We start from the raw sequence: 18,810 nt of genomic DNA on the forward strand, positions 1-18,810 counted from the left end.
AACAAATAGCTTACATATTAAAGGAGGTTTTTTCATGTTTGAAACACAATATCCCGATACCGTACGCGCCACGTTCAAAAGCCAGAAACAACTCGCCGAGCGCGCACTCGTCCAAGTGAGTGACGAGGACCTTCACAAGACGCTTGCACCCGATACGCTCTCCCTCGCCCTCATCATCCAACATGTGGCGAACAATATGAAGTCGCGCTGGACCGACTTCTTGACGACGGACGGCGAGAAGCCGGACCGGAATCGCGACGCCGAGTTCGAGGACCAGCAGTTGTCCCGGGACGAACTCATGCAGGTGTGGGACGAGCGCTGGCAACTGTTGGATGACGTCTTGGCCGACCTGACACCAGAGGATTTAGGGAAAAACGTCATGATTCGTGGGGAAGCCCACTCCGTGATCGATGCGATTGAGCGACAAGTGTCGCATTACGGCTATCACGTCGGTCAGATCGTCTACCTTTCGAAACTATTTGCTGGTAGCGACTGGGACGTGTTGTCGATCCCGCTACCGCATCAGCGGAAGTGAGACGTCTCTCTTTGAGCGAGTTCGATGAGACGACGCTCTAGCGAACCGTCAAACGGAAATTGCTGATGCTCGATTCGTCGTTTCACCTCAGCGACGGTGTGCCATACTTGTTCAACCAATGCATCTGGATAACCGTATCGTATCCGGTTGATGTCGAACTCCTCTTCATCGACGAGCTGCCATTCTCCTGGTTCTCTCGCAACGAGGTCCACATCCAAGTCAATGAAATGAATCTCCTCATCCGTAACGGTTGGGGGCAGGCCAATATTGGAGTACCCGCGCATCGTGCCGTCCTGTTCTAAATCGAGTTGCAGCGTGAAGCCTTCATGTCGCATAAAGCACTCCAGTGAGTGAGAATCGTATGTATAACAGGCACCTCGCGTATGATGTTGGAGCGTCCGCCCCGGTCCCGCATACAACAATACGTAATCGTCCGTTTCTTCCAAGACATGACTCGACCATTCATAATGGAGCTGTTGGTCATATTTGAGTAGAGAGACGTTCTTCATCACTGACCTCCTAAAAGATGGGATATCTTCATTATCCTCTATCGTTTAGGTTTAGACTAGACAGATAGGGCGTGCCGCTACTCATTCGGCACGCCCTCTATTTATTTCGATACGTCGATTGTGTATTCATAACGTTCTTCTGCGATTTTATTGAATTGCTCATTATAAGGACCCTCTACGACGAAACGCACCTCGGTCAACTCTGCTGGCATCGAATCTACATGAAAGAGTACCCCGCCCTCTTTCTTCACTTTACCTAAAAATTCTCCTCCGACATCTTCCGAAATGATTAGATCAGCGTCTACCTGTTCTCCTGTGTTCGTTACAAGGCGGGCCTGATTCGGATGAAATGAGACCGTGTCGTCACTCGTATTTTCGACAATCACGTTGAACGAAACAATGGTCACTTCTTTTTTTTCATCGAACATGAAACGAAAATCAGAAGCAACCTGTAATCGGAGGGTTTGCACTTTATCAATCTGAAAAATGATTGGACCAATCTTTTCTTCAATACCTAGGTTACGATTTTTCATGTAAATTTGACTGATGCCAAGCTCATTCTCTTCTACTTCAAACTCTTCGGAGCCACCAATACCTTCTGACGTGTCTTCACCCTTGCTCGATTCACTTCCTTCTGATGAAGAAGTGGTTTCTTCATCAGTCGCCTGCTCGGTTTGCTCGGTAGTTTCAGAACTCGTCGCCTCGTCCGTCTCCCCGCATCCAATCAGAAATACGAGAGGCAATGTGAACAACCAATGTCGAACCTTCATGACACGCTCCCTCCTATTCGAAAATCTCGTCGGACAATGACTTATATTGAATATGTACCCATCTAATTAGAAATAATCATTTGTTTTATGATAATTCCTCTACTCATTTTCCAATGACCATACAAAAAACGTGCCGACACTCGTTCGGCACGCTTAATCTTATTTCGTCACGTTGATCGTATATTCGTAGCGTTCTTCAGCCACTTTGTCGAAGTTTTCATTAAACGGTCCATCGATGACGACTTTCAAGTCCGTCAGCTCTTCTGGCTTCGCCTTCACGAAGAAGAGCACGTTTCCTTCTTTCTTCACTTTCCCCATGAATTCGCCACCGACGTCATCCGAGAACCATAAATCCGAAGACACCTGCTCCCCCGTGTTCGTCACGAGCGTCGCCTGGTTCGGATGGAAACTCATCGTCTCATCGACTGTATTCTCGACAATCATGTTCATCGCGACGACCGTCACCTCTTCTTGTCCATCGAATGAGTCGCTATAAGCTTCTGCGACCGTGAGGCGTGACGTCTGTACTTTGTCGATGGCGAACTGAATCGGTCCCATCGTCTCCGTGATCGTGAGTGCCTTATTCTTCATGTAGATCTTGTTCGTCCCGAGTTCGCTTTCTTGGACGTCCGTCTCTTCAACAGTCGTCTCTTCAACAGTCGTCTCCTCCGGCGCACCCGTTTCCGCCTCTGCCACTTCTTCCGTGTCCGTCGCTGTCGTCTTCAGTTCATCTGCTTCCCCGCATCCGACGAGTAGTGCGAGCGGTACCGCCACCAGTAAGCCAAATCGTTTCATGTTCATCTTCATCTCTCCCTTTTCATAATCCAAGTGTTGTGGTTAAGACGAATATAACGAATTGGTAATCCATACCGGGACAAGAAAACATTCCAGGCAAAATAAAAGTCAAGGTTCACAATCGGACCTTGACATATACACTTATCCTCTTGATTTCAGCTCTTCTTCTTCGTATGGGTCGGGACGATCTTCAAGCGGCGTATCGTCCTCGACATATGCCTCGAGTTTCGGGTCCCGTTCCACATACTCATCGTACGCTCCCTCTGGACCATAGACGAAATAACGGCGTTTCCGTGACGATACCGGTTTTGACTCTTTCTCACGCATCTCGTTTCCCTCCTCTTTCCAGAAAAGAAGCAACGGCTACAATGATATTTACCCGATTATAGCGGAAAACAGACGTGATTTCATCCTCGCTTTTTATCCGAAACCTTTTTGCATGATGTTCGTATATATTCATAACAATTAATAAAGGATGATACATATGCAATTAGTGAAGAAAGGGTTCGTACGGAGCCTCTTATGGTCGCTTCCGTTCGCGATCCTCGCGCTCTATCAGGGCGTGTCAGAAAGTACAGGCGCCGTACATGCCATGCTCGTCTACGCTGGAGTCGCCTTCTTTCTCGGGCTCACGAGCGTCATTTATGAAGTCCGACCATGGTCGTTCAAAAAGCAGATTTTCATTCACTGGTGCGTCATGCACGTGACAATCCTGCCACTCCTTTGGTTCGGTGGGTCTACACCGGTCACATCACTTCAAGATGCCGTCAGCCTCTATTTAAACTTTACGGTAAGTGGCCTGATCTTGTTTACGGTCTCTTATTTCATCATTCGCATGCGTCGCCAAGTCAAAACCTCTTAACGCACAAAAGCTCGAAGGCATATGCCTCCGAGCTTTTTTTACGTCTGTTGGTCGAATAGTCCAGAAAAGTTAGAATCGACGTCCTCATACGGATCGACGTACGATTTGACCGTCTTCCGTTCCATCCGGGCCGTCCCGAGCGTCATTCCGAGACGCTGATGTTCGGCCTCAATAAGACGCGCAATCTTTTGGCTGTCGTCGACGAGCTGCCGCAGGACCGTCTGATCGGCTTTCTCCAAGTCAGGACCGTGTGCCGCGAGTAACTGTTCCCGGTCGTCCAAGAGCTCATGGATTTGTTCCATCCACGTGTCGTACGTCGGCTCTTCCGGGACTTGTGCCAGCAACTCTTTCAGGCGTTGCGTCTTTAAGATGATCTCATCAATCGGCATCATGACTGCTTCGCGAGTTTCATCGCTTCCTTCCACGTGTCACGGAGTTCCGTCGTGAAATCGAGCACCTCATCGAGGATCGTCGTATCGTTCTTGACGTTCGCATCGACGAGACGGCGCCACATGTACTCATAGAGCGAGTCCAGGTTCGCCGAGATGGCGATATCTTTATTCAATGTGAGACGAAGCTCTTGGAAGATGGCTTGCGTCTTTTGGATGTTGATGTTCTTTAAGTCAGGATTGCCCTGGTCGATCGCAAGCTTGGCGAGGCGCATGAACTTGAGCGCCCCGTCATAAAGCATAAGCGTCAGTTCCTGTGGGTTCGCGGTCGTGACCGCATTGTTTTGATAAGCTGCGTATGGATTGGCTACCATTTAAATTCCTCCTCTTACATGCCTCCGCCTAAAAACTGTTGAAGTGAAGCGGCTTGCGAGTTCGCCTGGTTCATCGCCGTTTCCATCGCCGCGAAGCGACGGTAGTAGGCATTTTCTTTATCGATCAATAAATCGTTTAGTCGTTTGATTCTTGTATCCATCTGCGTCATTTCGCGACCCATTGAATATGTCGGAGCCCCCGCCCCGTCCGCACCGGCGATACGCGTGATCGTCTCACGTGAGTCTTTTGCCGTATCACGAATTTGCGGGAGGAGTCCCGTCTCTTCATCTGTGAACAGTTTATATACTTGTTCCGGGTCTTTCTCGATAGCGGCTTTTAACTTCTCTTCATTTAGCTCGATCTTTCCACCGTTCGTGAAGTCAGATCCGGTCGAGAGACCGATTTGGAACAAGCGAGACATATCTAAATCATTCGTAGTAGATGTCGCGCCTGACCATTTGCTACGAAGCGTGTCCATCGTTCCGCGGAGGATGGTATCCCCACGGAGCATCCCGCTCATCGCCTTCTCTTCCCACTTTTTGATTTCGTCTTCAGACAACTCATCGCGCTGTGCCTGTGTGAGCGGTGCGAACGAACGGAATCGTTCTTCGCGTGTCTTCTTGTTCATGAGATCAATCGTCTCATTGTATTTATCGACGAATCCTTTGATGTTGTCAAAGATTTTTTGGGTGTCGGTGGCAGCGGAGAGTGTGACAGGTCCACTCGCAAATGTCGATTTTAATGTCAACGTCATATTGTCAATCGTCGTCGTGTTCGAAGCTCGTTCAACTTCAATCCCATTCACTTCGAACTTCGCATTTTGTCCAGTCGGAGCAACCGCCCCCATACTAAAGGCAGATTTGAAGTTGGTATCAAATTGAATAGTAGAAGTTGCCCCGGTCTCCTTCGTCGACAAAGAGATTTTTCCTGTAGACGATTCAAAGAACGCAGAGAGTCCTGTCTCTTTACTATTTAACTGACTCATCAAATCTTGTACCGTTGCGTCCGCACCTAATTCGATCTTTTGATACGTCCCGGTTGTACTAGATTTGTACTGAACTTCAAAACCAGTCCCAGAGGTGAACGAAGCAGAAACATCTTTTGGAATGACTCCACCAGGATAGTTCGTTGTATTGGTGGCAGTGATTTTGCCAGTCGCTGCGTCATACGCAAAGTCCGTAGAATCTAAAACATTTCCTGCCGCATCTTTTAAGACGACTGTCGAAAAGTCCAAATCTTTCGGAATCGTTAACTCGGTTCCAGACGTCTCTTGAATGACCCGCTTTTGACCGGAAACGAATCCATTCATGTCTGATAATTTTGTTGTATTCGTCAACTTCTGTCCATTACGATCGACAGTATCTAAAATGGTTGTCGCCGAACTGGCCAACTGTGTCACCGAGTCAATCCGAACCGCACTATTTCCACTTGATGGTCCGGCAGTCACGCTGATTTTTGACTCATCCGATGAGCTCGATGTCTTCGCATAGAAGTTTCGGCTGAACATCAAGTCGACCGCACTGTTCCGCAGGGTCATGAGGGAGCGGTTGATTTCGCGATATGCATCGCGTTTCCATTCCGTCGTTTGTTTCTTTTGTTCGAGTTTATCAACCGGTGCACGCTCGGCCTGCATCAATTGCTTAATAATCGTATCCGTATCGATTCCACTGGCGAGTCCGCCAAATCGGATCGGTGTCGTCATGAGAATCCTCCTTTATACCCGTTCATCAAAGAGTTGGTTGAACTCCATGAACGCCGCAAAGAAATCGAGGGATTTCTTGCTTGGGATTTCGCGGATGACTTCGTTGTTCGTATCCACGATTTGAATATAATAGTCGTTCAATTTTTCATGTTTCATAAACTTTAAGCCGGTACGTTGTTGCTCGAGCACTTGATTCGCCTTCTCGACGGCCGCCTCTAACTTGGTGACGTGTTGAGGCGTCGGAAGAATGACGATGCCTTCGTCAGCGAGTTTCGCTTGATTCGCTTCGACGAACACGTTTTTCGTTTGTTCATACGGCAAGACGGAAGAAGGTAGGTGAAGCCGGACTTCTGAAATGGTCGGGTTCATATATGTCTACTCCTCTTAAAATGTTCTCAATTCATATATCGGTTATTCTATTGAATTATTAAGAACTTCTGGGAAACTAACCGAAATCTTCGATTCGAGATAGACTAATTGGTTTTGTAAATCTTGAAACGATTGATTTAATACTATTCTTCTCGAATCTCCGGCGTTCATCGCTTCAAGTGCGATAGATTTCATCGTCCGTAATAGCTCTTCTTTTTCATCAAGGATTTCTCTCAACGCTTTAACTTGATGTAGTTGCTCCAACACTTCTTCACGAATCATAAACCTCAATCCCTTCTCTTTTTTTATATCGGTCAAATGAATGAGCTTCATAAGGAACGGGAATTAAATAATGTATGATTACTAAAATAGGGAGTGGTTGAAGTGAAGTGGGAAGAGTTGACGTTTTTTGAGAAAAGCTTATTACTCGGCACACTATTAGGGGATGGAACAATCGCAAGAACAAAGTCAAAAAGTATTCCAAAGAAAGGTCTTCAGTACCGAGAACATTTTTCCGTGAAACAGATGGAGTATCGAGAGTGGAAGTTAAAAGCGGCTCCCCGTATTTTTAGCGGAATTCAAATTCGGAAATCAGGAACGAGCGCAGAACTGTATTCAGAGAAAGATGAATTATTCGCATGGCTTTGGGAGCAATGTTACGTTGATCGAAAAAAGCACATCCCTATCCACCTGTTAGAAGATTGTACCCACCCTGTCTTTTTGCTTGCACTTTACTTAGATGACGGAAGTTTATCCTTGACCAAGTCTTCACGGTCTAAATTAAACCAAATCATCATCACACCCCATATCTATTTGTATCTTCAAGCATTTTATCCTGAAGAGCTTGAGCAATTGAGTGCATTTATTGCTCGCACATTTCATCATCAGTTTGTGTTAAGCAAACGATCCGATGGTCATTTCTATACGTTACGTATTCAAAAAACAGAAGAAGCGCTTCGATTTTTGAATGACTTTGAACCTTATTCTTATGCAATCCCTTCAATGCGAAAAAAATTGGATTGGGAATACCGACTCAATTTGGAGAAAGCGAAACATCCAGACCTATCTGTCATTGTCTCCAAAGCAAAAAATGATTATACAGACGAAGAGATTCAATTCATCATTCAAGCCAAACAAGAAGGAATGACGGATGCTAAGATTGCCGAGGCATTGAATCGTACGTATTGGTCAATCGTCTATAAATGGCAAGATATCAAGAAAAATATTTTAAAAGAAGAGTTTGTTTTATATGTGATATGACAAAAGAACCCGTCACTCGATAAGCGAGAGACGGGTTCAATTATATGTTCAGTAACTTGTGTGTAATGATTAGAAATCCGAAAGAAAATCTTAACGAAGAAGTTGAAGAACCGCTTGCGGCTGCTGATTAGCTTGACTGAGCATTGCTTGTGCAGCTTGGTTAAGAATGTTGTTCTTCGTGAAGTTCATCATTTCTTTTGCCATGTCAACGTCACGGATACGTGATTCAGCAGCTTGGAGGTTTTCTCCAGAAGTACTCAAGTTATTGATTGTGTGCTCAAGACGATTTTGTGAAGCTCCTAATTTAGAACGTTCTGCAGATACTTTTTCAATCGCATTTTGAATGACAGTTGCAGCATTTCCAGCATTTTCAGCTGTTGAAACATCAAGAGCATTTTCAACGCTTGTATTGTTAGTACCATCAGTAACGTTTGCTGCACCTGAGAACCCAGTACCTGTTCCAGTAATCCCCAAAGCAGCTGCACGCATATCAGTGAATGATACTGTCATTGTTTGGTTCTCGTTTGCACCAATCTGTAATTTGAGTTCAGAGCTTGAAGTTGCTGGAGCAGCTGTTACTCCTGCAGTCAATGCAACACTGAATGATGCTGTTTCAGTTGCTGTTCCTCCCGTTACTCCAGAAACATCAATTGTTAAACCATCTACAGTCACTGTTGATCCAGTGATTGCATTATTCGTTGTGCCACCATCAGTACTATATGTCCAAGTCCCAGCGTCTACATCGTGAGCTACTGATAATGTTGCGTCTGCTGCTCCAGAGTAAGTTCCTTGAACAGTGACATTTCCAGTAGTACCTGCAGCATTATCAACAGTTAAGTTTGTTGGAGTTGCGAAAGTAGAAGCAGTTACTCCTGGAACAGCAGGAGTTACTACTACATCACCTGATGTAGCATTGAGAAGTTTTTGGTTGTTAAATTCAGTCGTGTTACCAACACGGTTAATTTCAGATGTCAATGAGTTGATCTCTTTTTGAATTTCACCACGGTCTGTAGTTGTGTTTGTATCGTTACCTGCCTGAACCGCAAGTTCGCGCATACGTTGAAGGATTGAGTGCGTTTCATTTAATGCACCTTCTGCTGTTTGAATCATTGAGATTCCGTCTTGTGCGTTACGCGAAGCCTGATCGAGACCACGAATTTGTCCACGCATTTTTTCAGAGATTGCAAGACCAGCAGCATCATCACCTGCACGGTTGATACGAAGACCTGAAGACAATTTCTCCATTGCCTTACCAGTTTGCGTTGTGTTGAACGACATATTACGGTGTGCGTTCATTGCATTCATGTTATTGTTGATAATCATTGTAATTTCCCTCCATAGGTTTAAGTTTTTCCGCTCTTCCAAATCCATTTGTCCGAGCATGCAAGGTTTAGGCCGGCCCCTCACCTTGCATTTGTTGGAACGTTTTATCGTTTCCATACTCTATATCGGAGTCATCCCATATCTGTTTAGTGTTTTTTACAACTTTCTATTCAAAACCTGTAGATTTCTACTTTTGAACAGAAAAAACGCCCCATCACCGGGACGTCTCCTCTTATCTCTTACACTTCCACCTTCATCTGTTCCGTCTCATTCTGCAAACTTTCCGCGACACGAACGAGCTCTGTCATCGCCCCGTTCACTTCGCCAAGGCTTGCCGCTTGCTGGCTTGCCGCTGACGTCACTTCATTCGCATAACGCGACGCTTCTTCGACCATGCCGACGATGCCTGCCGAGTTCGTCACGACCGAATCGATCTGACCACGTGACTCGTCAAGCAATGAATCGACCGAATGGACATGGCTGTATACTTCATTTGCCGAATTGTGGATCGATGCGAACGCACCACCTGCTTTTTCAACCAAGCCGACGCCTGTCTCGACTTCCGCTTTCACGTTCGCCATCGAAGACGATGTATCGCCGACGAGACGTTTCACGTCTACGATGAGATCTGTGATTTCTTGTGTCGAGTTCGCCGTTTGTTCGGCGAGCTTTTTCACTTCTGCCGCTACGACAGCGAATCCACGACCATGCTCCCCGGCACGTGCCGCTTCAATCGACGCGTTCAAGGCAAGCAAGTTCGTCTGTGCCGAGATGTCACTGATGACATCCGTAATGCGTGAGATCTCGCCTGTCATCTCTGTCAACTGGCTGTTGAGTGTCGAGGATTGCTCCACTTTTCCAGCAATCGCATGCATCGCATTGACGGAAGACGACGCGAGGCCTTTCCCGCTCTCCGCTTCCTGTTGCATCTCGCTCGCTGAATCAAGCGCTGATGACATTTCTTGACGGATGCTCTCCATCGTCCGTGCGACCGCTCCAAGCAAGTCCATCGAGTTGTATGTCGCACTGACATTGTCTTCTAACATCTTGTTGAGGGAATCCATCGCGACACGAATGTTCTCGCTCGCCACGTTTCCTTCTTGGACCGCTGCCGCAATCTCTTGCGCCGAACCCGTCAATTGATCCGCCGTGTAACGCATGTTCGTCCCTTGTTCCCGAAGGTGTTCGACCATGTTGTCCATCGACAAGAGCAAACGCCCCATCTCCGAACGGTCTGTCGTCTTCTCGTCCGCGAAGTGGACCGTCAAGTCACCGTTCCCGACTTCGACGGCTTTTTCAGAAGCCATCTCGACCGCTTTGAGTGGACGACGGGCGATCAAGTAAATGACAATACCGCCGAGTGACGAGATGAGTAACGCCACGACCGTACCGACGAGCATGACCTGACCTTGTTCCATCTCGAGTTCTGTCAAAAGTAATAGGGTGATGTAGCCGACCGCTCCGCCCGTGATAAAGGACGTGACCAAAATCCACGCGAGCAATTGCGTCGTAAAGTTTTTAAATACTTTCACTGTGTTGTTCCTCCTCATTGTGTTCATCACTCCCTATATCGTCCGATTTCCAATGAATGTACAGCGTTTTCAGTTGAACGTTTGGTCAATGAAAAAACGCACCCCAGAAAGGAGTACGTTTCGTTAAAATGCTTCATCGTCACGTTCGACACGCGTCACCCGTCGCGGAGTCGTCGCCGCGTCGATCGCGAGCGTGATCGCTGCCGCCCAGTGGAGCATCATCCCGACGATCGGAATGAACCCGAGGACCGAGGCCGTGATCCCGACAGCCGCACCATACGAGAATCGGTTCAGTCGGCTGAACGAGAGAATCAACACGATGACGTGATAGACGAACATGAATCCGAGGGGCGAATACCCCATCCCGATGATGAAAAGACCACCGAGAATCGGGATCCCAAGAAATGCTTCAAACGCCGCACCGAGCCATTTCAAATTTTTCACCATGTGGGTCACCTCATAATTCGATCATATAAAACTCGTAACCGCCATTCTCTGCGAAGCCCGCGCGCTTATAGATTTCGAGCGCTGCCTTGTTTTCTGTCTCGACATCGAGCTCGACTTTCGTTCGGCCCATTCGGAATAATTGTTGCACCATCTGCTTCAACATTTTCGTGCCGTAACCTTTGCCTTGCTCTCCTGCTTTGACACCGAACGCATGGATGCTTGCCGCATCATCGCCGACGAGAAGGGCACGGATGACGCCGACCGGTTTGCCGTCGACTTCGCCGATATACGTCACGCGGTCCGGTGTGTCGATTTGCTGATAGATGTTATCTGTCACATCGACCGGATCACCGAACGCCTCGCTGAGTGTCGCGATGATGAGCGGGCGGTCGTCTGCCGTCGCCTCACGGAGCGATACCTCGTCCGGCTTCAAGAACAGCTCCGCCTTCTTCAAGACGAGATTGTATTCCGAGAACTGATACGCTGCCTGTAGGTGTTCGAGCACCGCCTTCCCAGACGCTGAGTTCCGGTCGATGACGAACGTGAACGCCTCACAGCCATTCAGTTTCGCATCCTGTTTCGCCGTCTCGAGCAGCGCCGTGAAGACGCCTTGCTTCCGATATTCCGGATGAACGAGTGCGTTCACCTCATACTCGTTCGGTAGATATGGGAAGAGCATGAGATACCCGACGAGCGTCTCGCCGTCGTATACCGCATAGTCGTTCTGTCCGACCGACTCGTGACCGACTTTGACGTCAATCTTGTCGTTCGTGTTGACCGCCTGTTCTAACGTTTTCACATCATCCACTTGTTTGACTTCTTCTACTGTCCAATTCATGTACATCACCTCATTTGTATTGTAGCACAAAGGAAAAAGCCCGCCGTAGCGAGCCAACTTACGAGATTATAACGTCCGGAACTCCAACTCAGGGAGCGTCTCGATCAATTCAGCGATCTCGTCCGTATGCGCCTCCGCACCCGGGACGGCCTCTGTCGGTTCGACCCAGAAGAACGTCTTGTCGTTCGTGCCGAGATAGTTGCCGTAACCGACCTCTGTCGCGAACGCCTCTTCCGTCAACTCACGGTCGATCAAGTCCAAGTGGAACAAGAGTTGGTCGTCCCCATCCTCGACGTTATAGTACAAATCGAACGTGCTGTAGCTCTTCGTGTCGCCGATGTCGATGACGTCCTGTGCCTTCTCGATATAGACGTCACCGCGCTCAATCGCCGCAACGATTTTTGACGGCAAGATGATCTCGTATCCGAGCTCCCGGTCACGAATCGTCTGCGTCGTATCCTCTGTCCGTCCCCGGGACGAGACGACACCGACCGTTGCCACCAATGCACCCGTCACACCGAGCGCGAGCGCCCATTTCATCGATTTGTTCACAAGAACCACTCCCTAGTTGTTGATGTCTTCACTTGATTATCCCACAAGTTGATGACTTTTCATCAAATATTCTGAAAAAATGTTTCCCCTTACATTGACGACCGTCCGCCAATCCCATACGATGGTAATAACGTACTAGAGAAAAGAGGAACTGACATGTCTAACGAAACTACTTTGACGCGCGCTCAGCTCGACGCGCTCTTGAAAAACGTCTTCGCCCTTCAAATCCCGGTCATCGAGAAATTCATGACGGATTTGTTTAAACAATACGTCTCGACGGCTTCCACGTTCAAACAAGATATGGACACGATGAAAGCGACAGATTGGCACAAGCACTTCTTCGGTCAAAAGGTCATGCCGCACCTCTTCATCGAGAACCTCGGCTTCGGCGCATCGTTCCGCCACCAAGGTCAAGAGAAGGTCGTCAGCATCCCGGAGAACATGACGGTCGTCAAACCGGATTCGGACGCTCAGATCAAAGAGATTTTAGAGAACCTCGACAAGACGCTCGCGTCGATGGACGGGATCAAAAACAAAGGACTCGTCAAAAAGTTCTATAAAGAAACGCTCGAACTCATCTGTCAGCTCGGTAGCCGTACTGGTATGATGGATGACTTCTACGACAAAGTCAAAGGCAGTTTGACAACAAGTTCATGAAAATACCTCGCTCGAAGGAGCGAGGTATTTTTTATGCCTCTTTTTCAATCGCCATCGGGAGCTCGATGAATTGGCTCCGACTATGGAAGACGACTCCAATCATGACGAGCGTGATCCCGGTTAAGGCAATCGGGGACGGCATCACCGCGTGGAGGAACAGGAGCTCGCCGATGAGGGCGAACAACACCTCGAGCGCCTGCGTCGCCTCGACGGACGCCAGTCTCCCCATGTCGTGTTTGACGAGGTCCGTCGCTTTGAAAAATAGGACGGTCGCGACAATCCCTGACAACAAGGCGACGAGGAACGTCTGCCCGAGCTGGCTCGATGAGGGACGCCCCGTCGTCAACCCGTACCCGAACAGTAAGAACCAGACCGGGAGCGACCCGAGACACATGCCGAGGATGCGTTCGAATACGTCGAGGTCTGTATGTTGCATCATCTTGCGGTTGCCGAGCGGATATGCGAAGGCCGCAATCACGACCGGGACGACACCGAGCCATAGGAAGCGAGGCTCGAACGACTCGAAGAACTCGACTTGCATCAAGACAACACCGATCAAGATCAGGCTCGAGAACCGAAGGCCTCGCCACGGGATCTGTTCGCGTGAGCCGTCCGCTTTCTTAAAGAGTGGCGACAACAGTGCCCCGGCAACGATTGTCACTTGCCACGTGCCCGCGATGAGCCACGGTGGTGCGACTTCAGCCGCGAGACAGATAGGAACGTAAAAGAGCCCGAACCCGATCGTCCCCCAGACGATCCACGCCCGCGGATTGTCTTTAAGCGCCGAGATGACACGCTTGAGTCCACCACGTAAGGCGACAACGAGCATCAACAGCGGGATCATCCATAAAAAGCGGAGCGAGGCACTATAGGCGAAGCTACCTCCCCCGACTTGCATCACTTCGTTCAACACGAACGTGCTCGCAAAAAACAAGGCCGCGAAGACCCCGAGTATGAGTGGGCGCATACGTTCCCTCCTTTCCGAATCCTGTCTTGTTCTCGGTATCCATCTGTTTCTCCTGCAAAAAGACGGACGACACATGGTCATCCGTCTCTTCATTCAATCCGTCACGTCCGCAGTTCGAGCGCGGCAATCCGCTCCATCCTCTCGAGGATGGGCTTCGCCTGATCGATGTATGCCCTCACTTCAGCAAGCGACAATGACGCCGCATGCGCATCCTCACTCCGCCACACTTCATAGACGAACACCGTGTCCGCCTCGTCGAGCGATACGTGGACCCTATACGATTCACAATCTGACGTCGCCTCCATCTCCCGTGCCGCTTCCGATAAAATCGCCACGAGTCGGTCCCGTTGTCCCGCTTTCGTGACGAGCTTTCCGATCAGTGCATACATGCTCCATCCTCCCCTTTCCCTTGCCTCGTCTCATTCCACTTTTTGCGTCCGATTTCCTGCCTTATCGCTTCATGCGTATGGAATGTTTTCACGCCACATGTATAAAAAAAAACGGACGGCACGTGGCCGTCCGTCAGTGAATATCGCGTTTTTGGAAATTCCCGCCTTTGACCTCTGTCACCTCATACACGACGACGAACGCTTTCGGGTCGACTTGGTCGATGATGTCCTTGATCTTTCGTTCTTCGAGCCGGTTGATGACACATGTGATTTCATAATAGCTCTCTTTTGAATACGCACCTTGGATCTGATTCAAGGTGGCGCTCCGTCCGAGACGATCCCGAATCGTCTCGACCATTTCATGCGGTTCACTCGTGATGATCTTGAACGTCTTCGCTCCGCTCAATCCCTCTTCGACGATATGAATCACTTTTGAGGCGATGAAATAGGCGATCGCCGACAAGACGGCTCCTTGAAGCCCGAACACCGTCGAGACGACGATGAAGACGAACGTATTCAAAAATAGAATCAAGTCACTCGTCCCGAACGGCAGTTTACGGGACAAGAGGACGGCCAGCATATCGATCCCGTCAAGCGCACCCCCGTTACGGAGGGAAATCCCCATCCCGAACCCGAGGATGATTCCGCCGACTACGGTGATGAGGAGCGCGTCGCCCTCGATGATGGTCGGGACATGGTGCATGATCACCGTACCGACAGACAACGACGCGATCCCTGTGACGGAAAGGATGGCGAAGCTTTTCCCGATCTGTTTATACCCGAGATAGATGAACGGGATATTGAGAATCCCGATAAAGATCCCGAGCGGTAATCCTGTTAGCTGCGACCCGACGATACTGATGCCGGTGACGCCCCCGTCCGATACGTTGTTTGGGATGAGGACGGACTCCAACCCATACGCCGCGATGAGTCCGCCGATGATGTTCATGATGATCTGAAACCCCATCAACCAGGCTTTATTCTCTCGTTTCATGATTCATTGACCTCCTTCTCATGTTCAACAACCTTCTAAGCCTACCACAAAATAATACTGAAATAATTTACAGGGAATCATCAATCTATTCTGAATATTCATGTCAGATTCTCTGTCTCAAAGGATTTTGTATCGGCTCGTTTTGGTATACTTAAGAAAATGGAAAGGGGGCACCACGTATGCAGCGTACACCCATGCCTTCTCCGACACTGGAGGAAGTGCAGCGCTTAAGGCGCGAACATAACCCGATCAAAGCGTCCGAACTGTTTGCGAAAGCCGTCCTCTTACTGCTCGGTTCTCTCGTCTTCGCGGTCGGCCTGGAGGCGTTCCTCGTTCCGAACCAGATCATCGACGGTGGGATCGTCGGGGTCTCGATCATCGTCTCGTATTTGACGGAGACGAAACTCGCCATCTGGCTCGTCCTCTTCAACTTGCCGTTCATCTATTTCGGCTATCGGCAAATCGGGAAGACGTTCGCCGTCGTCACGTTGACGGCAATCCTACTCATGTCGGCGTTTACGATCGTCCTGCATGACATCCAACCGTTCACAGATGACCTCTTGTTGTCGACTGTCTTCGGCGGCTTCTTGCTCGGGGCCGGCATCGGTCTCGTCATCCGCGCCGGTGGGTCGCTCGACGGGACGGAGATTCTCGCCGTCGCCTTCACGAACCGCTTACCGTTCTCGGTCGGAGAGATCGTCATGTTTTTCAACATCTTCATCCTCGGGACGGCCGGTTTCGTCTTCAGCTGGGACCGGGCGATGTACTCGCTCCTCACGTATTTCATCGCGTTCAAGACGATCGATGTCGTCTTGGAAGGGATCGATCAGTCGAAGGCGGCGTGGATCATCACGAACGCACCGGAAGAAATCGGTCAGGCGATCATGGACCGGCTCGGTCGGGGCGTGACATATCTCCACGGAGAAGGAGCCTATACCGGGGACGGGAAGAAGGTCGTCTTCACGGTCATCAGCCGACTCGAGGAGACGAAACTAAAGGACATCCTCGACGACTATGACGAGAAGGCGTTTCTCGCCATCGGCAACATTCACGACGTCCGGGGTGGACAGTTCAAGAAGAAAAACATTCACTAAACGTGAAATCCCCTATAACCGCTGGACACCATTTGCCAACGGTTATAGGGGATTTTTTAGGCGAAGCGGACCTGGTCCCGTCCATTCCGTTTCGCATCATATAAAGCCTCGTCCGCTCGTTCGAACACGACCATGCTCGGTTCGTGCCCGGCGACCGCGGCACCGATCGAGACGGTCATCGGGATGACCTCACCCTGGCATTCGAACGTCGTGTGGCGCACCGTCTCAACTAACGACTCGGCCACTTCTTTCGCCTGTTCATACCCTTCAATCACAAGCAAGAACTCTTCCCCGCCGTAACGACCGACGAACCCGCCTGGCGGACAGTGCCGCTCGAGCGTCTGACCGATATGTCGGAGCGCGGCGTCTCCTGCCAGATGACCATATGTATCGTTCAACTGCTTGAAGTGATCGACATCGATGACGAGTAACGTCCATGGCTTCCCGGTCATCTCCAAATCGTTCATCTGTTCGAGCGTCCGGTAACGGTTCGGGAGTCCCGTCAATTCATCGACGGTCGCCCGATGCGTATGCAGGAGGAACATCCATAGATGCGTCTCGAGCTTTTTCGCCCCCCAATAACAGAGCCACGCCCCGAGCGACAGCATAAGGAAGTACGGGATGAAGACGTTCACGAACACCATCGTATCCACACTGCCGGTCACGCGAATCAAGACGAGGAGCGCACCGAATCCGACATAGACGGCATATCCTCGTGAGCGATGCATCGGGACACGCGAGAGGAGAAGCGAAAAGATGTAAAAAACGACGAACATGAGAATCGAATCGACGAACGGGGCACTCATCCCATGCAGCGTCATGCGTCCGATAAAGATGAGCGCGAGCGTGACGACTGCACCGAACGGTCCGGCGTACGTTGCCGACAAGGCAATCGGGATGAGACGGAGATCAATCCTCGCATCGCCAAGCTCGATGGCGTTTAAGGTCAGCAAAATCGCCGTCAATCCGTTCGATACCCCGAACCAAAAACGGACGAACAGCGGGGAGGACGGTTGAATCGGCAAGACCGTCCGCATCACATAGAACGTGAGCGACATGAGTAAAAAGATGATACTGATATTAATAAAAAACTGGTTGATGACCGTTCCCATCGATTCGCCTCCTTCCCTTTCCGTTTCCATCCTATCCCAACTAGGTGAAAAATGTCACCCTTACATTCTATATTTACAAAAAAAGTCGAAAGCTCACGCTTCCGACTGCTTCTTAATCATCTGTTTCATCAAGTTGGCACTGTTCCGTGCCGACTCATTCTCTTCTTGCATCTGAATGTATACTTCATGTCGATGGATATCGATATGGCGCGGGGCATCGATGCCGAGTTTTACCTGGTCACCCTCGATGGCGAGCACCGTGAGCGTCACGTCATCCCCGATATGGATCGCCTCGCCTTGTTTTCGTTTCAATACGAGCATTAGCGCACCTCCGCCTTCGTGCCGCCGAGCGGATAACGGGCCGGGTAGGCATCGTCTAAAATGACCTGCTTCCCGCGACGTTCTTTCGTCTCGATGACGATCGGTGCCTTCAAGTTGAGCGTCGATGCATCAAACGGCTCACGGAGCGTGACGATCGAGTAGACAGAGACGTGTTCCGCTTCTTCAATCCCGAGCTGGTCCTTCGCCCCGTCCGACAGTTCGAACGAATAGTCCGACTTGTGCCAGAACGGATTCGTCACGACGAACGCGCACGCCTTCTCTTCGATCGACTGGAGCGACCAAAATGGCAGCTCTTCCCCGTACGGAATCAAGACGAACGTCTTCGAGTCCGGGAATCCTGGAATCTCACTGACGAACGAGATCGTCTCCGCTTCATTTATTTCAATCTTGCCAAAGTAGTCTGTTTCAATGAACATGGATTGTCCTCACTTTCAACGCGTTTCATCATACATCCCACCGACCGGCCACATCTCGAGCGACGCCTGTTGACGGAGGGAAATGTCCGTCGTCCATGGCGTGAACGAGATGTCTGCCGGTGTGAGCGATACATCAATCTGTGGCGGTGTGATATTCCATTCGATTTTCACATCCGCCGGTGTATACGTCAACTTGACACGGTCAATCGATTTCGGCATATAGCCCATCTCGACGATCGGATACGGGTCGTTCACTTTCTCTGCCGCCATCGAGGCAATCGGGTTGCCGTTCTCGATGCGCATCATGCGGTCCCCTTCACGGGCGATGTTCATCATCGCCTCGCGGGCCCCTTGTTCGCCCATCTGTCCGAACGACTTACCGAGTTCGAGTGCCCCTTTCAGGTTGCTCTCACTCCGTGCCACCGACGAGTCGATCTCAAGTTTCCCTTGAGTCGTCTGTTGCGTCATCTCGGCTTTCCCTTGCTGCATCGACATGTCCGCCCGACCTTGACGCATCTCGAGCACCGGTCGGTTCGAGGTCATCTGGATGGCAGCAAACGTTTGCCGCATTTCAAGTCTCG

26 protein-coding genes are annotated in these 18,810 nt (G+C 49.8%); 5 read left to right on the forward strand and 21 right to left on the reverse strand.

Features of this window, described 5'->3' with window-relative positions; all coding sequences use genetic code 11:
- The first annotated feature begins 34 nt into the window (after positions 1-34).
- The gene (locus KNP62_RS13430; protein WP_214785877.1) at positions 35-535 is read left to right on the forward strand and encodes a DUF1572 family protein; all 501 of its coding nucleotides are present in this window, start codon (positions 35-37) and stop codon (positions 533-535) included.
- Here the strand turns inward: KNP62_RS13430 and KNP62_RS13435 are convergent.
- The 4 genes from KNP62_RS13435 to KNP62_RS13450 form a co-directional block, all read right to left on the reverse strand.
- Positions 523-1,044, reverse strand: coding sequence for a DUF402 domain-containing protein (locus KNP62_RS13435; protein ID WP_214785879.1), 522 nt, complete (start codon positions 1,042-1,044; stop codon positions 523-525). The two genes, KNP62_RS13430 and KNP62_RS13435, sit on opposite strands and share 13 nt — an antisense overlap.
- Positions 1,045-1,145: 101 nt before the next feature.
- The gene (locus KNP62_RS13440) at positions 1,146-1,814 is read right to left on the reverse strand and encodes a DUF4352 domain-containing protein (protein ID WP_214785881.1); all 669 of its coding nucleotides are present in this window, start codon (positions 1,812-1,814) and stop codon (positions 1,146-1,148) included.
- Between the two features lie 159 nt (positions 1,815-1,973).
- Entirely contained in the window at positions 1,974-2,615 is a 642-nt protein-coding gene (locus KNP62_RS13445; protein ID WP_214785883.1) for a hypothetical protein, read from the reverse strand.
- A gap of 135 nt (positions 2,616-2,750) precedes the next feature.
- Complete coding sequence (locus KNP62_RS13450) at positions 2,751-2,936, reverse strand: hypothetical protein (protein WP_214693614.1); 186 nt, start codon at positions 2,934-2,936, stop codon at positions 2,751-2,753.
- Positions 2,937-3,093: 157 nt separating this feature from the next.
- Here KNP62_RS13450 and KNP62_RS13455 point away from each other — a divergent pair, with 157 nt between their 5' ends.
- A complete protein-coding gene (locus KNP62_RS13455) occupies positions 3,094-3,471 on the forward strand; it encodes a DUF3021 family protein (RefSeq protein WP_214785885.1) in 378 nt (125 codons plus the stop codon).
- A gap of 38 nt (positions 3,472-3,509) precedes the next feature.
- On the opposite strand, the gene KNP62_RS13460 is transcribed toward KNP62_RS13455, so the two are convergent.
- From KNP62_RS13460 to KNP62_RS13480, 5 genes are read right to left on the reverse strand one after another with little or no spacing between them, the layout of a single operon-like run.
- Entirely contained in the window at positions 3,510-3,860 is a 351-nt protein-coding gene (locus tag KNP62_RS13460; protein ID WP_251125722.1) for a flagellar protein FliT, read from the reverse strand.
- Positions 3,860-4,234, reverse strand: coding sequence for a flagellar export chaperone FliS (gene fliS, locus KNP62_RS13465; RefSeq protein WP_214758342.1), 375 nt, complete (start codon positions 4,232-4,234; stop codon positions 3,860-3,862). The genes KNP62_RS13460 and fliS overlap by 1 nt, the downstream gene beginning before the upstream one ends.
- Positions 4,235-4,248: 14 nt before the next feature.
- Positions 4,249-5,937 (reverse strand): flagellar filament capping protein FliD, encoded by a 1,689-nt coding sequence (gene fliD, locus KNP62_RS13470; protein ID WP_214785887.1) that lies wholly within the window; start codon positions 5,935-5,937, stop codon positions 4,249-4,251.
- Between the two features lie 12 nt (positions 5,938-5,949).
- The gene (locus tag KNP62_RS13475) at positions 5,950-6,306 is read right to left on the reverse strand and encodes a flagellar protein FlaG (RefSeq protein ID WP_114165849.1); all 357 of its coding nucleotides are present in this window, start codon (positions 6,304-6,306) and stop codon (positions 5,950-5,952) included.
- Positions 6,307-6,348: 42 nt separating this feature from the next.
- Positions 6,349-6,588: a hypothetical protein gene (locus KNP62_RS13480; protein ID WP_214785889.1), complete on the reverse strand. Its 240-nt coding sequence runs from the start codon at positions 6,586-6,588 to the stop codon at positions 6,349-6,351.
- Positions 6,589-6,690: 102 nt separating this feature from the next.
- Here KNP62_RS13480 and KNP62_RS13485 point away from each other — a divergent pair, with 102 nt between their 5' ends.
- Positions 6,691-7,566, forward strand: a complete 876-nt coding sequence (locus KNP62_RS13485) for an endonuclease (RefSeq protein ID WP_214785891.1) — start codon at positions 6,691-6,693, stop codon at positions 7,564-7,566.
- A 90-nt stretch (positions 7,567-7,656) separates the two neighbouring features.
- Here the strand turns inward: KNP62_RS13485 and KNP62_RS13490 are convergent, their stop codons facing one another.
- From KNP62_RS13490 to KNP62_RS13510, 5 genes are all read right to left on the reverse strand, one after another.
- Entirely contained in the window at positions 7,657-8,889 is a 1,233-nt protein-coding gene (locus KNP62_RS13490) for a flagellin N-terminal helical domain-containing protein (RefSeq protein ID WP_214785893.1), read from the reverse strand.
- 239 nt (positions 8,890-9,128) lie between these two features.
- A complete protein-coding gene (locus KNP62_RS13495) occupies positions 9,129-10,421 on the reverse strand; it encodes a methyl-accepting chemotaxis protein (protein ID WP_214785894.1) in 1,293 nt (430 codons plus the stop codon).
- Between the two features lie 123 nt (positions 10,422-10,544).
- Positions 10,545-10,868, reverse strand: a complete 324-nt coding sequence (locus tag KNP62_RS13500; protein WP_214745921.1) for a hypothetical protein — start codon at positions 10,866-10,868, stop codon at positions 10,545-10,547.
- A gap of 10 nt (positions 10,869-10,878) precedes the next feature.
- Complete coding sequence (locus tag KNP62_RS13505) at positions 10,879-11,706, reverse strand: GNAT family N-acetyltransferase (protein WP_214785896.1); 828 nt, start codon at positions 11,704-11,706, stop codon at positions 10,879-10,881.
- Positions 11,707-11,772: 66 nt separating this feature from the next.
- Positions 11,773-12,258, reverse strand: coding sequence for a hypothetical protein (locus KNP62_RS13510; protein WP_214785898.1), 486 nt, complete (start codon positions 12,256-12,258; stop codon positions 11,773-11,775).
- 156 nt (positions 12,259-12,414) lie between these two features.
- Between KNP62_RS13510 and KNP62_RS13515 the strand changes: the two genes are divergently transcribed.
- Positions 12,415-12,915 (forward strand): hypothetical protein, encoded by a 501-nt coding sequence (locus KNP62_RS13515; RefSeq protein ID WP_074033734.1) that lies wholly within the window; start codon positions 12,415-12,417, stop codon positions 12,913-12,915.
- Between the two features lie 31 nt (positions 12,916-12,946).
- On the opposite strand, the gene KNP62_RS13520 is transcribed toward KNP62_RS13515, so the two are convergent.
- The 3 genes from KNP62_RS13520 to KNP62_RS13530 all read right to left on the reverse strand — a co-directional run bounded on the left by KNP62_RS13520 (position 12,947) and on the right by KNP62_RS13530 (position 15,265).
- The gene (locus tag KNP62_RS13520; protein WP_214785900.1) at positions 12,947-13,882 is read right to left on the reverse strand and encodes a DMT family transporter; all 936 of its coding nucleotides are present in this window, start codon (positions 13,880-13,882) and stop codon (positions 12,947-12,949) included.
- A gap of 101 nt (positions 13,883-13,983) precedes the next feature.
- Entirely contained in the window at positions 13,984-14,271 is a 288-nt protein-coding gene (locus KNP62_RS13525; RefSeq protein ID WP_074033738.1) for a putative quinol monooxygenase, read from the reverse strand.
- Between the two features lie 133 nt (positions 14,272-14,404).
- Positions 14,405-15,265, reverse strand: a complete 861-nt coding sequence (locus tag KNP62_RS13530; RefSeq protein WP_214785902.1) for a YitT family protein — start codon at positions 15,263-15,265, stop codon at positions 14,405-14,407.
- 179 nt (positions 15,266-15,444) lie between these two features.
- Between KNP62_RS13530 and KNP62_RS13535 the strand changes: the two genes are divergently transcribed.
- Complete coding sequence (locus KNP62_RS13535) at positions 15,445-16,359, forward strand: YitT family protein (RefSeq protein ID WP_214785904.1); 915 nt, start codon at positions 15,445-15,447, stop codon at positions 16,357-16,359.
- A gap of 56 nt (positions 16,360-16,415) precedes the next feature.
- Here the strand turns inward: KNP62_RS13535 and KNP62_RS13540 are convergent, their stop codons facing one another.
- The 4 genes from KNP62_RS13540 to KNP62_RS13555 form a co-directional block, all read right to left on the reverse strand.
- On the reverse strand, positions 16,416-17,471 hold the full coding sequence (locus KNP62_RS13540) for a GGDEF domain-containing protein (protein WP_214785907.1): 1,056 nt from the start codon (positions 17,469-17,471) through the stop codon (positions 16,416-16,418).
- A 93-nt stretch (positions 17,472-17,564) separates the two neighbouring features.
- The gene (gene csrA / locus KNP62_RS13545; RefSeq protein WP_214785909.1) at positions 17,565-17,792 is read right to left on the reverse strand and encodes a carbon storage regulator CsrA; all 228 of its coding nucleotides are present in this window, start codon (positions 17,790-17,792) and stop codon (positions 17,565-17,567) included.
- Positions 17,792-18,229 carry a flagellar assembly protein FliW gene (fliW, locus tag KNP62_RS13550; RefSeq protein ID WP_214785911.1) on the reverse strand — a complete coding sequence of 146 codons (438 nt, stop codon included), beginning with the start codon at positions 18,227-18,229 and terminating at the stop codon, positions 17,792-17,794. The genes csrA and fliW overlap by 1 nt, the downstream gene beginning before the upstream one ends.
- Positions 18,230-18,244: 15 nt before the next feature.
- Positions 18,245-18,799: a DUF6470 family protein gene (locus KNP62_RS13555; protein ID WP_251125723.1), complete on the reverse strand. Its 555-nt coding sequence runs from the start codon at positions 18,797-18,799 to the stop codon at positions 18,245-18,247.
- Positions 18,800-18,810: the final 11 nt, after the last annotated feature.

The organism is Exiguobacterium sp. s183, from assembly GCF_018617655.1.
Classification (GTDB): Bacteria; Bacillota; Bacilli; order Exiguobacteriales; family Exiguobacteriaceae; genus Exiguobacterium; species Exiguobacterium aestuarii_A.